The sequence below is a fragment of the Nonomuraea sp. NPDC049607 genome, assembly GCF_040675375.1.
GTDB lineage: Bacteria > Actinomycetota > Actinomycetes > Streptosporangiales > Streptosporangiaceae > Nonomuraea.
Map to the genome: position 1 here is coordinate 1 of NZ_JBFAOV010000080.1, position 12670 is coordinate 12670.

The 12670-nt window shown below is 73.8% G+C and carries 13 protein-coding genes; 5 read left to right on the plus strand and 8 right to left on the minus strand.

All coding sequences use genetic code 11. From position 1 onward, the window contains the following. Positions 1–134 precede the first annotated feature (134 nt). The 5 genes from AB0J97_RS51020 to AB0J97_RS51040 all read right to left on the minus strand — a co-directional run bounded on the left by AB0J97_RS51020 (position 135) and on the right by AB0J97_RS51040 (position 5084). A complete protein-coding gene (locus tag AB0J97_RS51020) occupies positions 135–1355 on the minus strand; it encodes an MFS transporter (RefSeq protein ID WP_364104540.1) in 1221 nt (406 codons plus the stop codon). Between the two features lie 157 nt (positions 1356–1512). Next, positions 1513–3210 (minus strand): GAF domain-containing protein, encoded by a 1698-nt coding sequence (locus AB0J97_RS51025; protein ID WP_364104543.1) that lies wholly within the window; start codon positions 3208–3210, stop codon positions 1513–1515. A 62-nt stretch (positions 3211–3272) separates the two neighbouring features. Continuing rightward, positions 3273–3956, minus strand: coding sequence for a CBS domain-containing protein (locus AB0J97_RS51030; RefSeq protein WP_364104546.1), 684 nt, complete (start codon positions 3954–3956; stop codon positions 3273–3275). A gap of 97 nt (positions 3957–4053) precedes the next feature. Further along, the gene (locus tag AB0J97_RS51035) at positions 4054–4464 is read right to left on the minus strand and encodes a nuclear transport factor 2 family protein (RefSeq protein ID WP_357708636.1); all 411 of its coding nucleotides are present in this window, start codon (positions 4462–4464) and stop codon (positions 4054–4056) included. Positions 4465–4562: 98 nt separating this feature from the next. After that, positions 4563–5084, minus strand: coding sequence for a carboxymuconolactone decarboxylase family protein (locus AB0J97_RS51040; protein ID WP_357708633.1), 522 nt, complete (start codon positions 5082–5084; stop codon positions 4563–4565). Positions 5085–5173: 89 nt separating this feature from the next. Between AB0J97_RS51040 and AB0J97_RS51045 the strand changes: the two genes are divergently transcribed. The 4 genes from AB0J97_RS51045 to AB0J97_RS51060 all read left to right on the plus strand — a co-directional run bounded on the left by AB0J97_RS51045 (position 5174) and on the right by AB0J97_RS51060 (position 7996). Then, entirely contained in the window at positions 5174–5788 is a 615-nt protein-coding gene (locus AB0J97_RS51045; protein ID WP_364104550.1) for a DUF4142 domain-containing protein, read from the plus strand. Positions 5789–5900: 112 nt separating this feature from the next. Beyond that, entirely contained in the window at positions 5901–6446 is a 546-nt protein-coding gene (locus tag AB0J97_RS51050) for a hypothetical protein (protein ID WP_364104553.1), read from the plus strand. A gap of 68 nt (positions 6447–6514) precedes the next feature. Continuing rightward, positions 6515–7180: a hypothetical protein gene (locus AB0J97_RS51055; protein ID WP_364104556.1), complete on the plus strand. Its 666-nt coding sequence runs from the start codon at positions 6515–6517 to the stop codon at positions 7178–7180. 147 nt (positions 7181–7327) lie between these two features. Next, the gene (locus tag AB0J97_RS51060) at positions 7328–7996 is read left to right on the plus strand and encodes a copper resistance protein CopC (protein ID WP_364104559.1); all 669 of its coding nucleotides are present in this window, start codon (positions 7328–7330) and stop codon (positions 7994–7996) included. A gap of 91 nt (positions 7997–8087) precedes the next feature. On the opposite strand, the gene AB0J97_RS51065 is transcribed toward AB0J97_RS51060, so the two are convergent. From AB0J97_RS51065 to AB0J97_RS51075, 3 genes are all read right to left on the minus strand, one after another. Continuing rightward, entirely contained in the window at positions 8088–9335 is a 1248-nt protein-coding gene (locus tag AB0J97_RS51065; protein ID WP_364104562.1) for an MFS transporter, read from the minus strand. Continuing rightward, on the minus strand, positions 9332–10420 hold the full coding sequence (locus AB0J97_RS51070) for a PLP-dependent cysteine synthase family protein (RefSeq protein ID WP_364104565.1): 1089 nt from the start codon (positions 10418–10420) through the stop codon (positions 9332–9334). Before AB0J97_RS51070 ends, AB0J97_RS51065 begins: the two co-directional genes overlap by 4 nt. Before the next feature lie 95 nt (positions 10421–10515). Further along, on the minus strand, positions 10516–10974 hold the full coding sequence (locus AB0J97_RS51075; RefSeq protein WP_364104568.1) for a hypothetical protein: 459 nt from the start codon (positions 10972–10974) through the stop codon (positions 10516–10518). Positions 10975–11220: 246 nt separating this feature from the next. On the opposite strand from AB0J97_RS51075, the gene AB0J97_RS51080 reads away from it, so the two are divergent. Further along, on the plus strand, positions 11221–12483 hold the full coding sequence (locus tag AB0J97_RS51080; protein ID WP_364104570.1) for an aminotransferase class V-fold PLP-dependent enzyme: 1263 nt from the start codon (positions 11221–11223) through the stop codon (positions 12481–12483). The last annotated feature ends 187 nt before the right edge of the window (positions 12484–12670 follow it).

Here is a 12670-nt window from a genome sequence, read left to right on the forward strand (position 1 = left end):
TCTCTGTTGTGGTTTTGTGCTCTCCCGGGGCCGGCCCCCGCGCGGGCCCGGCCGCGCTCGCGCGGCCGCCCGCTCCCGCGGGGGCGGGGGGGGCCGGCCCCCCGCCCCCCCCCCCCCACTTTCGTGGGGTGCGGTCAGCGTGAGGCGACCGGCCCGGCCACGCGGCGGGCGGGCAGCGCGCGGACCGCGGTCACCGTCAGGGCCAGGGTGAGCACGGCGGTGGCCGCCAGCAGGCCCAGGCCGACGCCGTACGAGCCGAGCCGGCCGTACAGGAAGCCCATCACCGGCGGGACGAACCCGCCGAGCCCGCCGGCGGCGCCGACCAGGCCGGTGACGGTGCCGACCTTGTCGGCCGGGGCGACCTGCGCGACCAGGGCGAAGGTGGCGCCGCTGCCCGCGCCGAGCGCGGCGGCCATGGTCAGGAACGCGATCGTGCCGACCGGCATGAGGCCGGGGCCGAGCGCCTGCACGCCCGCCGTGACGGCGGTGACGACGAACACGCCGGTCAGGACGGGCACCGGGCCGACACGGTCCGACAGCCAGCCGCCGATCGGCCGCGCCAGCACGGCCAGGACGACGAACCCGGCCATCCGGTTGGCCGCGTCGGCCTGCTCCAGCCCGTAGCCGGTCTGCAGGTAGGCGGGCAGGTAGACCGAGAAGGCGACGTAACCGCCGAAGGCGACCGCGTACAGCACGCAGGCCTGCCAGGTGATCGGCAGCCTGAGCGCGGCGGCCATGCGCGCGCCGAGCGGCTGGGTGACGACGGCGCGGCCGGGCGCGTCCCGCAACGTCAGCCACGCCAGGACCGCGTACGCGGCCAGCACGACGGCGGTGATGAGGAACGGCACGGCGGGCCCGCCGGCGCGGACCAGCGGGACGGTCGTCAGCGCGCTGATCGCGGTGCCGCCCATCCCGGCGCCGAAGATCCCGACGGCCAGGCCGCGCCGGTTCGGCGGGAACCAGGCGTTGACGAACGGCACCCCGACGGCGAACACGGTGCCGCCGATGCCGAGGAAGAACCCGCCGATCAGCAGCGAGACCATCGACGTCTGCCCGAACAGGCCGATGAACAGGACGGGGACGATGGTCGCCGCCGAGACCAGCGGGAACATCACCCGCCCGCCGAACCTGTCGGTGAGCGCGCCGACCGGGATGCGGCCCAGCGACCCCACGATCACCGGGACGGCCACCAGCAGCGCCTGCTGCCCGGCCGACAGCCCGAGCAGCTCCTTGAAACGCGGACCGAGCGGGCTGAGCAGGGCCCAGGCCCAGAAGTTCACCGCGAAACCCAGGGTCGCCAGGGTGAGCATCAACGCCGGGCTGCGGCCGGGGGTGGTGGCCGGTGCGTTCGTCATGTCTTCCTCACGTGGTTCATGCGGAGGTGGGGCGGCCGGACCTGGCCGCGGCCACCTGGCTGTGCTGTCCCATCACAGCTCAGCGGGCATGACGTGGGGTATGGACGAAGGTCCCGACCTCCCGGGACTTAGGACGCGCGACGGGCTCCGGGGGTCGTCACAGCGGGACGTGCCAGCGCAGGCGGGTGCCGCCCTCCTCCGGCGCCTCCAGCTCGGCGGCCCCGCCCAGGTCGGCTGCCCGTTCCTCGATGTTGCGCAGGCCGCTGCGACGCCCGCCGTCCCCCACGCCGACACCGTTGTCGCCGACGACGAGGGTGAGCCCGCCCTTGGCGACCTCGATGGAGACCTCGGCCCGGGTGGAGTGGGAGTGGCGCACCACGTTGGACAGCGCCTCGCGCAGGACGGCCAGCAGGTGCTCGGCCACCGGGTCGGGCACCAGGGTGTCGATCTGGCCCTCCATGCGCAGACCCGGCATGAACCCCAGGTGCGCGCCCGCCCCTTCCACCAGGTCGACGATCCGCGTGCGCAGGCTCGGCGCGGTGTCCTCGCGCGGGGCCTGGAGGGCGAAGATGGACGAGCGGATCTGCCGGATCGTCTCGTCCAGCTCGTCGATGGCGTGCTGGAGCCGTTTGCCCGCCTCCGGCCGCTCGACCAGCCGTACGGTGCTCATCAGCGTCATCGCCGTCGCGAACAGCCGCTGGATGACGACGTCGTGCAGGTCCTTGGCGATGCGGTCGCGGTCCTCCAGCAGGCCGAGCCGTTCGGCGTCGCGGCGGGTCTCGGCCAGTTCCAGCGCGATCGCGGCCTGCCCCGCGAACGACTCCAGCATCTGCTGGTCGGCCCCGCTGAACGGCAGCCGTCCGCCGCACTTGGCCAGCATGAGCACCCCGCGTACGCGCGGCGCGGCGCCCAGCGGGACCATCAGGCCCGGCCCGTAGCCCAACCGCCGCAGCGGCGAGTCGGGGTAGGCCGCGCCCGGCAGGTCCCGCTCGGACCGGGGCTCGGCCTGCGTGAACGCCTGCCCCTCCAGCGTGGCCGAGACGTCGAACTCCATCCCCAGCAGCTCGTCGGCGCCGTCGCCCTCGGCCACGTCGACGGTCAGGGTCCGGCCCGACGGGTCGGGCAGCAGCACCTGGACCAGGTCGGCGTCGCACATCTCGCGGGCCCGCGCCGCCATGGTGGTGAGCACCTCGCGGGAGCCGGCTCCGGACAGCAGGCTGGTGGTGATCTCCGAGGACGCCTTCAGCCAGGTCTCGCGCCTGCGCGACTCCTCGTACAGCCGGGCGTTCTCCACGGCGACGCCGGCGGCGGTGGCCAGCGCGACGACGATGGCCTCGTCCTCCTCGTCGAAGTCGCCGCCGCCGCGCTTCTCGGTCAGGTAGAGGTTGCCGAAGACCTCGTCGCGGACGCGTACCGGGACGCCGAGGAAGGTGCCCATGGGCGGGTGGCCGGGCGGGAAGCCGTACGACTCGGGGTGGTCGGAGATGCGGCCCAGCCGGAGCGGGCGGGCGTCCTTGATCAGCAGGCCGAGCAGGCCGAGCCCGTGGGGCCAGTGCTCGATCCCGGCGATCTCCTCCTCGCTCAGCCCCACCGGGATGAACTGGACGAGCGTCTGCTCCTCGCCGACCACGCCGAGCGCGCCGTAACTGGCGTCCACCAGCTTGGTGGCCGTCTCCACGATCCGCCGCAGCACGGTCTCCAGATCGAGGTCGCTGCCCACGGACACGACGGCCTCCAGCAGCGCGTGCACGCGGTCGCGGGTGGCGAGGACGGCGTTGAGCCTCGTCTGCAGCTCGGCCAGCAGCTCGTCGAGCCGCATCTGGGGCATCAGGCTACGCTGCTCACTTTCCGACATACCGTTCAGTGTCCCAGCACGTGCCCTCGCCGCCGGAATCAGCCCGCCGGGCCCCTCCGCCTCTACAGCAGCGGCGGGACGGTGAACAGGTCGTCCTGGTCGCAGTCGAGCTCGGCGACGACGTCGACGACGCCCTCCACCGCCCGCACCGACTCCGCCAGCGCGGCCGCCCGCGACCTGGTCGCCACCCGGCCGGCGATCGTGACCACGCCGGCGTCGATCCCGACCGAGTACGTCCCGTCCTGCGGGAGCACGGCCCTGACGTCCGCCTCCAGCTCGGCGGCCGGGCGGGTGAAGACGCGCAGCACGTCGCGCTGGTGCAGGGTGCCGACGACGCGGCCGGTCACCGGGTCGATCACCGGGAGCTGCCTGACCCGGCGGGCGTGCATGATCCTGGCCGCCTCGCGCACCGGCATGCCCGGGGTGACCGTGACCGCCGGCGACGTCATCAGCTCCGCGGCGGTGACGGCCGCGGCCTTGCGGTGCTCCTGCCGCCGCGCGCGCGACTCGAAGACGGAGACGGGGTGCCGGGCGTGGCCGGCCTCCTTGAGCAGCAGATCGTCCTCCGACACCACGCCCACCGGCCGCCGGTCGGCGTCGATGACGGTGACCGCGCCCACCGCGTACCGCTTCATCGCCGCCACGATGTCGGCGAACGACGCATGCTCCAGCACCGCGATCGCCACGCGTCCCATGACGTCCTTGACCTCGATCGACATGATCGCCACCTCGCTTTCCACCTCCACGGTCCCTCCTGCGGGGGCGCGGCGGCAGCGGCGAACGTCCCGGAGGCGCAGGGGCTAAGGTCCTGGCCAGGCGGGACGGCGGCGGTCAGTGCAGGGGTCAGTGCAGCGGGCCGGCGAAGACCACGATCTCGTCGATGTCGCCGGCGGCGGTGAGATGGACCATGTCGGTGCCCGACAGGACGGTGGCGCCGTCGGGCCCCTCGAAGCGCCAGCCGAACCGGGCCCACTCGTGCGGCGCGTCGACGGACGTCGTACGGACCATGCGGCAGCCACCGGCCCGGTAGCCCTGCACCACCTCGGTGATGAAGTCGGCCACCGAACCCCGGCCGGACCCGCGGCCGAGCGGCCCCCAGAACACCACGTCGGCGGCGAGGGCCCGGCTGAGCAGCGCCGAACGGTGGTCGGGATCGTCGGAGTTGGCCGCGGCGATGAAGGCGTCGACCGCGTCGGCCGCGCCGGCGTGTGCCTGGTGGCGCTGCGGGGATGCCCCCGGTTCGCGCAGCGTCATGTCGTCCTCCAACCATCGCCGATCGCCATGAGCCAGTACATCACGATCGGACGGCCCGCGAACGGCTCACCGCATGACCGGCGCCACGCCGCCCCGGCCTACTGCTCTTCCGGCTGGTTCCCCACGAGCAGGTTGAACGCGCCGGTCAGCAGGTTGAGCGAGACCAGGCCGACGACCTCGGCGATCACCCGGTCGCTCCAGCCGAGCTCCCGCAGCCCCGCCACCTCCTCGTCGGTGATGGACGACGGCTCCACCAGCACGCGCACCGCCACCGAGATCAGCGCGGCCTCACGCGCGTCGGCCGAGGTGCCCTGGCGGGCCAGCGCGACGTCGGCCTCGCTGAGCCCCGCGGCCAGCGCGCCCTCGGTGTGCGCGGCCAGGCAGGTGCCGCAGCCGATCCACTCCTGCACGGCCAGGGAGATCTTCTCGCTGAGCGAGCGCGAGATCTTCACCCGCTTCATCGCGCGAGAGAAGTCCAGATAGCCCTGGAGCAACGCGGGCGAGTGGGCCATCGTGGACACCATGTCCCCCACCCCGCCGTGCCTGGCGACGATGTCCTCCAGGATCTGACGGGACTTCTCAGGGGCCTTCTCCGGAACAAGCGGTGCAAGACGTCTCATGACTCGGCACTATATACCCAGAGGGGGTATATGAAGAATCGTGCTGGATGACGTTGAACCGTTTCCGGCGGCCCCGCGTACCTCCGAGCATGCAGAGGCTCTTGCGCGGTGAGATGTTCATGCTCGGCGGCTTCGTCGCGGCGGCCGCGGCGACGATCCTGCTGATCCTGCCCCCCTCGATCGACCCCGCGGACGCGCAACGGACCCGCACCCCCTCGGGCCCCCTCTCGGCCGCCGACATCGACCTGCTGATCAAGGTGCGGCAGGCGGGCCTGTGGGAGATGCCCGCGGGCGACTACGCCTCCACCCGCGCCCAGTCGCCGCGCGTCAGGCAGGTCGGCAAGCAGATCATGGGCGAGCACCAGAAGCTGGACCAGCTGACCCGCGACACCGCCGCCAGACTCGGCGTCGCCCTGCCCGACGAACCCAACCCCGACCAGCAGCGCTGGCTGGCCCAGCTCGCCGCCGAGAGCGGCCCCGCCTTCGACCAGGACTACGCGAACCTGCTGCGCGCCGCCCACGGCAAGGTCTTCGGCACCCTGGCCCTCGTACGGGCCGGGACCCGGAACGAGGAGATCCGCAAGTTCGCCCAGGAAGGCATCAACTTCGTCATGCGCCACATGACGTACCTGGAATCGACCGGCCTGGTCGACCATGACCAACTCCCCGAACCTCCACCTCCTTCCCCCGCCCCCACCCCCTGACCGCGCATCAGGAAGCGTCGTGCAGGTCCTTGGCGGCTGGGGCCGCACGGTCCGCAGGGCCGCCAGACGTCAGGGGCGGTTTCGTGAACCCAGCCACTCTCGGAGCGAACACATGAACCAGCGGTGGCGACGCCAGAATCGCCGTACCCCTTACCCCGGAGCGTCGGCCGGATCGACGCTCCGGCGGCACACCGACCTCAGGTCCACGCCCCCCGGAGCACCCGCCCACGCCTCGCGGCTGACGGTCGTCGTGGCGCTGGGCGTCGCCCTGCTGGCCGGGTGCGCGACCGCCCCCGCCCCCTTGCGGCAGGCGGAGCACCATCACGGCGCCGCTCCCCCCGCTCCCATCCCCGCCGTCGCGCCGAAGCTGCCGGCCGCGAGCATGGAACAGCTCACCACCCTGCTCGGCTGCCCCGCCGGCAAGCTGCAGACCGACGCCGCCGAACTGCGGCAGGCGGCCTGCGACACCCCCCAGGGCCGCCTGACGATCGTGACGTTCACCACCGACAAGGGCAAACGAGACTGGCTCGACCTCGCCCAGGCGTACGGCGGCGCCTACCTGGTGGGCGACCGCTGGGTGGTGGTGGCCGCGTCCGACCTGCTGCAACGGCTACGAGGCCGGGTGGGCGGCGAACTCGAGACGCCGCAACACCACTGACCCGGCGCCCCCGTACGGTGCGCAAGGACGCGGATGACGGCCCTGCCCGGCTCTGGCACGATGGCCGGGTGCAGGTCGCCCGTCCCGTGTTCCGCGCGCTTCGCGCCGCGGTGTTCACGGCCGTCTGCGTCCTGGCCTCGGCGGCCCTGCACACGTTGGTCGGTGGCACGGCCGTCGCGCCCGGCCCGCTCGCCCTGGCCGTCGCGGCGACCTTCGCGGCCGCCTACGCCGCCGGTTCCCGTCCCCGGGGATGGCCGCTGCTGCTGGCCATGTGCGTGGCCGCCCAGTACGGCCTCCACGAGCTCTTCGACGCCTCCGAGTCCGCCCGGTACGGCCTGCGCCACCTGCTCGACGCCTCCCTGCCGGTGTCCGCCGGACCGTCCGCCGCGTTGCCCGCCGGGATGCCCGCCGGGATGCCCGCCGGGGCCCACGGGCACGGCTCCTCGGGGATGGTGGTGATCCACCTGGCGGTGGCGGTCTCGTCGAGCTGGTGGCTGGCCCGCGGGGACGCGGCGCTGGCGGCGTTGCTGCGGTTGAGCACGGTCCGGCTGGCCCGGCTCTGGACCGTCCTGTGCGCCTGGCTGTCCGTCCTGGCTCCGCCGCCCGCCGGACCCGCCCGCGCGTGCCCGCTCTGGCCCCGCGTGGCGGGCCACCGGGCGTTGCTGCTGGCTCCGGTGCTCTCCCGGCGCGGCCCGCCCCGCGATACCCGGCACGCCCGGCCCCTCAGCCGCTGACGTTCCCGTCATGCGGCGGGTACCGCGTGCCTCCCGGCAGGTAGACGACCCAGCCGGCGCCGTCGCGGCACGTACTCCGTCCCGTCGCGCGCCGGACCGCATGCCCATCCGGCGGTCGAGCCGGATGCCGGATCTCCGGAGTTCGCAGTGACCCGTTCCCTTCGTTCCGTACGCCGTCCGTTCCGGGCGGCCTGTCGTGCCGGTGTCGCCGTCGGCGGCGCCGTGCTGCTGCTGTTGGCCGCCGCGCCCGCCGCGCTGGCCCATGACCGGCTGAAGAGCAGCTCCCCCGCCGACGGCGCCAAGGTCGCACAGGTGGAGAGCATCGAGCTGGAGTTCACCTCGCGCATGACCCTGCCCACCCTCGTGCTCGACGGCCCGGCGGGTGAGAACCTGCCTCTCGGCAAGCCGCGCGCCCAGGGGCTCACGGTGAAGGCCGAGCCGGCCGCGCCGCTGGAGCCCGGCAAGTACCGGCTGGCCTGGCGGGTGGTCTCCTCCGACGGCCACCCGATCTCGGGCGAGCTCCGCTTCACCGTCACCGCCCCGGCCACCCCCACCGCGGAGCCGGCGGAAGCCACCCCGACCCCGTCCGAAAGCCCGTCCGAGACCGCGTCCGCGAGCCCGGCCGCGAGCTCGTCCGACGCCACCTCGCAGGCGGTCTCGTCCTCACCGGTCGCCCAGGCGGACGCCGGGACGGGCTCGGGCGGCGTGCCCGGCTGGTTGTGGGTGGCCGCGGCGGCGCTGGTGGCGGGCGGCGCCGCGACCGTCGTGGCCGGCCGCCGCAGGCGCGGCTCCGGTGACACCCGCCCCACGCCCTGACCAGCGCGGCTCCGGTGACGCCGGCCTCACGCCCTGACCAGCGCGGCTCCCGTGACACCGGCCCCCACGCCCTGACCGGGCTGGAGGCGCTCTAGGCGGCCAGCGCCGCCGGCAGGCGCGGCCGGAGGCCCTGGCGGCGTTCCAGACGGGCCACCGCCAGGGCCGAGGCCAGCCCCGCGAAGGTCAGCGACAACCAGGGCAGACCGGCCCAGCCCGCGTCGGCGGCGACGTCCAGCAGAGCGCCCGACAGCAGGTTCCCGGCGAGGATCCCGGCGCCTGAGGCCAGGTTGTACAGGCCGTAGTAGGTGCCGACCAGTTCCTCGCCCGCCATGTCGGCGATGGTGGCCATCTCGAACGGGAAGGCCACCACCGTCCCCGCGCCGAGCAGCAGCGCGCACACCAGCGCGGCCGCGATCGTCGCCGCCGGGGGCAGGCGCAGTTGCGTCGCCACGACCATGGGCACGAAGGCCGCACCCATGAGGGCCAGCCCGCGGGTGATCGCCTGGCCGCGGCTCCACCGTTCGCCGCACCAGGTGGTCAGGCGTACCTGCCCGGCGATGCCGAGCAGCGCCGACACCGCGTACAGGGCGGTCACCGCCCATTGGCCGCCGCCGGCCCGCTGCACCGCCAGCGGCAGGGCGAGGTACATCTGGTACGACAACGCGTACGAGGCGATCATCGACGCCGCGAACGAGACGAACGCCCGGTCACCGAACGCCCGCCGCCAGGCCCGCAACACCGGCTGCCGCACCTGCCCGGGTTCCCGGGGCCGCGACGGCAGGTAGAACCCCTGCAGGACGGTCAGAACGGCGAAGATCCCCGCCGCCCCCAGGCACACCGCGGTGAACCCGCCCGCCAGCAGCAGCACCCCGAGCAGCGGCCCGAGCAGGATGCCGCCCTGGTAGAACACGTTGAACACGGCGAAGGCGGCCACCTTGCGCGGCCCGGCCGCGGCGGCCAGGTACGCGCGGGCGGCCGGGTTGAACAGCGCCCCCGCCAGCCCGGTGATCACCGCGGCCGCCACCAGCAGCGGCACGGACGTGGTGAGCCCGAACAGCGCGAACCCCACGGTACGCAGCGCGCATCCCGCCATGATCATGGGTTTGTGCCCGAGCCGGTCGGCCAGCGTGCCGCCGATCAGGAACATGCCCTGCTGGCTGGCGTTGCGCAGGCCGAGGATGAGCCCGATCGTCCAGGCCGCGAGCCCCGCGCCGGCCGACAGGTGCTGGGCGAGGTAGGGCATCAGCATGTAGAAGCCGATGTTGATGCCCGCCTGGTTGATCTGCAGCAGCCGGATCGGCCGGTCGAAGGAGCGGAACTGCGCCAGCGTGGCCTTCATCGTGCGCCTGCCAGCGGGTCGCTGACGGTGGTGCAGCGGGTCCAGCGGCGCACCTCGCGCTCGGAGGGGCTGTCCAGCACGTCCGGCTCGTCGGCCGGGGTCACGCCGAGCAGGTCGTGGGCGCGGCAGTAGCCGTCGTCGAAGACGGTGTTCCAGTAGCGCCAGGGCCCGTCGGGGAAGACCGCGACGACGCAGCCGCCCGGCCCGCCGCGCCCGGCCAGCCAGCGGGCCACCAGGCTGACGGCTCCCGTGCTCCAGCCGCCGGAGACGTAGTGCTGGGCGGCGAGGGCGCGGCAGGCCCACACCGCCTCTGCGGCGCTCACCCAGTGGACTTCGTCGAAGGCGTCGTAGGCGACGTTGCCGGGGTGGATGCTGGAGCCCAGGCCGCGCATCAGGCGGCGGCGGTCGGGCTGCCCGAAGATGGTCGAGCCGACGGTGTCGACGCCGACCAGCCGCAGCCGGGGCAGGTGACGCCGGAGCTCGCGGGTGATGCCCGCGCTGTGCCCGCCGGTGCCGACGGAGCAGACCAGCGTGTCGATGTGCGGGAGCTGGGCCAGCAGCTCGCGGGCCAGCCCGGCGTACGCGGCCACGTTGTCGGGGTTGTTGTACTGGTCGGGGCAGTAGGAGCCGGGCAGCTCGGCCAGCACGTCCGCGACCCGGTCGCGGCGGGCCCGCTGCCAGCCGCCGACAGGATGCGGCTCGGGCACGATCTCCAGCCGTACGCCGTAGGAGAGCAGCAGCCGCTGCATGAGCGGTTCCATGCCGGGATCGGCGACCAGGACGACCGGGTGGCCGAAGGTGATCCCGGCCAGGGCCAGCCCGAGGCCGAGGGTGCCGCTGGTGGACTCGACGATCGTTGCGCCGGGGGCCAGATCGCCCCGGGCGCGGGCCTGCCGGATCATGTGCAGGGCGGGCCGGTCCTTGATGCCGCCCGGGTTGAAGCCTTCCAGCTTGGCCCAGAAGCCGCCGCCGGCGACGAACGGCGCGGCGACGAACGCCAGTGGCGTGTTTCCGACGGTGACACAAATACCCGGATTTCCGATGGCGGGCAGAATGTCAGGGCGCGACAAAGTGTCGTACGACATTGGTTGATATCCCCGAGATGAACGGCGCACGCGCGGCACGGAAGACGCCGCGTCAATGGCGCGATGGAAATGGACGGCGACGAAAAGCGCGCGTCCTATATGCGCATCACGGGAAGACGTTCGGGACCCGGCGCGGGCTCCCGCGGGGCGGCCCGCGGCGCGGGTCGTACGGGCACCGCCGCGACGGCGACGGGCAGGGCGGCGAGCGAGGGGACGGCCGCCACGGCCGGCGCCGAGGCCGCGGTCGCCGAGCACTGCTGCTCGGTGCCGTGCAGATGCCCCGGGGGCAGCTCGCCGTGGAGGCACCCGGCGGCCAGCACCGGCATCCGCCCGGACAGCCGCCTGACGTGCCGGTGCGCGTCGAGGTGCGCACTCTGGAGGGTCGGCGCGGAGCCACTCTGGACCCGCTCGGACAGCTCGACGGCCGCGCACGCGCCGCCGTGCGCGAACACGACGGTGATCAGCATGGCCAGGGCCAGCACCGCGCGCGGCAGCCACCGGCCGGCCCCCGGGGCGGGCGGGCGGCGTGTGCGGGCCGACCTGGTGGTGAGCATCACCCCAGAGCATGCCCGCCGCGCGGCGCGGCTCGCCGGGAAAAGGCCAAGGTCGACGTAAAGAAATCACCGGGGCACGGAAATGGGCGCCGCGAATTGCCTTTCGCCCCCCGATCCTCCTTATCGGCATTTTCTTCGGATGACGGGCACAACGGCGAGCCGTCCCCGCCGGGCGCGACATCTCCGCGACACTGGCATTCGTCGGCGCGGCCCCGATTCCGCGCCGCCCGACCTTGGGGGTGTGTCATGGCCCTGTCCAGACGTGCGGTCATCGCCGGGGTCGGCGCGCTGGCCGTGCTCCCGCCGGCCGCCGCCGACGCCTCGGGCCCGGCCCGGGACGAACGCTTCTGGGCGGACGTGGCCGGGCAGTTCCGGGTCAGCGGCGACTTCGTCAACCTGGAGAACGGCTACTACGGGATCATGCCCGAGCCGGTCCGGCGCGCCTACCACCGCAACGTCGACGACCTCAACGCCCGCAACTCCCACCTGCTGCGCACGGCGTACAAGGCCAGGGCGGACGAGGTGCGCGACCGTATCGCCGGGCTGCTCAGCGTCGCCCGCGACGAGATCGCGCTCACCCGGGGCGGCACCGAGGCGCTGCAGAACCTCATCTCCGGCTACCGGCGGCTGCGGCCGGGCGACGCCGTGCTCTACGCCGACCTGGACTATCCCGCCGCCCAGCACACCATGAACTGGCTGGCCGGGCGGCGCGCGGCCACGGTCGCCCGGTTCGTCCTCCCCGAGCCCGCCACCCGGCAGGCGGCGCTGGACGCCTACGAGCGGGCGCTGCGCGCCAATCCCCGGGCCCGGCTGCTCCTGCTGTCGCACGTGAACAACCGCACGGGCCTGGTCCTGCCGGTGCGCGAGATCGTCGCCATGGCCCGCGAGCGCGGCGTGGACGTCGTCGTGGACGCCGCCCACTCCTGGGGGCAGCTCGACTTCACCCTGCCCGACCTTCGCGCCGACTTCGCCGCGTTCTCGCTGCACAAGTGGATGGGCGCGCCGCTCGGCACCGGGTTCCTCTACATCCGCCGGGAACGGCTGGCCGACGTCGAGCCCGTCTTCGCCGACGAGAGCTTCCCGGCCGGCGACATCCGTTCGCGGGTCCATTCGGGCACCATGGACGTCGCGGCGCCGCTCACCGTCCCCGACGCCCTCGACTTCCATCAGCGGCTCGGCGCCGCCGTCAAGCAGGCCCGGCTGCGGCACCTGCGCGACCGCTGGGTGAGCCAGGTCCGCGACCTGCCCGGCCTGGAGATCCTCACCCCGGACGAACCCGGCATGTACGGCGCGATCACCGCCTTCCGCATCACCGGCCGCACCTCCACCGCCGACAACGAGGCCATCGCCGCCACCCTGCTGGACACCTACGGCCTCTACACGGTCGCCCGGACGGGCATGGCCGGCGGCGACGCCGTCCGGGTCACCCCGGCCCTGTACACCTCGACGGCGCAGGTGGACCGGCTGGCGGCGGCGTTGAAGCGGCTGACCCCGCGACTGCGGGCCTGAGCCGCGCTTGACAGCTCACCGATATGCCCGACTAGGTTAGATATATGAACAGTTCTTCAGACGACCACGTGTTGTCCGTGGACGGGTGCGCGGTCAAGGTGGTCGACGCCGACCGCGTCGCGGCCGTGCACGAGCGCATGCCCGCCGCCGAGGACCTGACCGACACCGCCGACGTCTTCGGCCTGCT

Excerpts from the sequence above, each read along its gene's own strand:
- AB0J97_RS51020 (WP_364104540.1), bottom strand. The coding sequence starts at position 1,355 with ATGACGAACGCACCGGCCACCACCCCCGGCCGCAGCCCGGCGTTGATG.
- AB0J97_RS51025 (WP_364104543.1), bottom strand. The coding sequence starts at position 3,210 with ATGTCGGAAAGTGAGCAGCGTAGCCTGATGCCCCAGATGCGGCTCGAC.
- AB0J97_RS51035 (WP_357708636.1), bottom strand. The coding sequence starts at position 4,464 with ATGACGCTGCGCGAACCGGGGGCATCCCCGCAGCGCCACCAGGCACAC.
- AB0J97_RS51040 (WP_357708633.1), bottom strand. The coding sequence starts at position 5,084 with ATGAGACGTCTTGCACCGCTTGTTCCGGAGAAGGCCCCTGAGAAGTCC.
- AB0J97_RS51045 (WP_364104550.1), top strand. The coding sequence starts at position 5,174 with ATGCAGAGGCTCTTGCGCGGTGAGATGTTCATGCTCGGCGGCTTCGTC.
- AB0J97_RS51050 (WP_364104553.1), top strand. The coding sequence starts at position 5,901 with ATGAACCAGCGGTGGCGACGCCAGAATCGCCGTACCCCTTACCCCGGA.
- AB0J97_RS51065 (WP_364104562.1), bottom strand. The coding sequence starts at position 9,335 with ATGAAGGCCACGCTGGCGCAGTTCCGCTCCTTCGACCGGCCGATCCGG.
- AB0J97_RS51070 (WP_364104565.1), bottom strand. The coding sequence starts at position 10,420 with ATGTCGTACGACACTTTGTCGCGCCCTGACATTCTGCCCGCCATCGGA.
- AB0J97_RS51075 (WP_364104568.1), bottom strand. The coding sequence starts at position 10,974 with ATGCTCACCACCAGGTCGGCCCGCACACGCCGCCCGCCCGCCCCGGGG.
- AB0J97_RS51080 (WP_364104570.1), top strand. The coding sequence starts at position 11,221 with ATGGCCCTGTCCAGACGTGCGGTCATCGCCGGGGTCGGCGCGCTGGCC.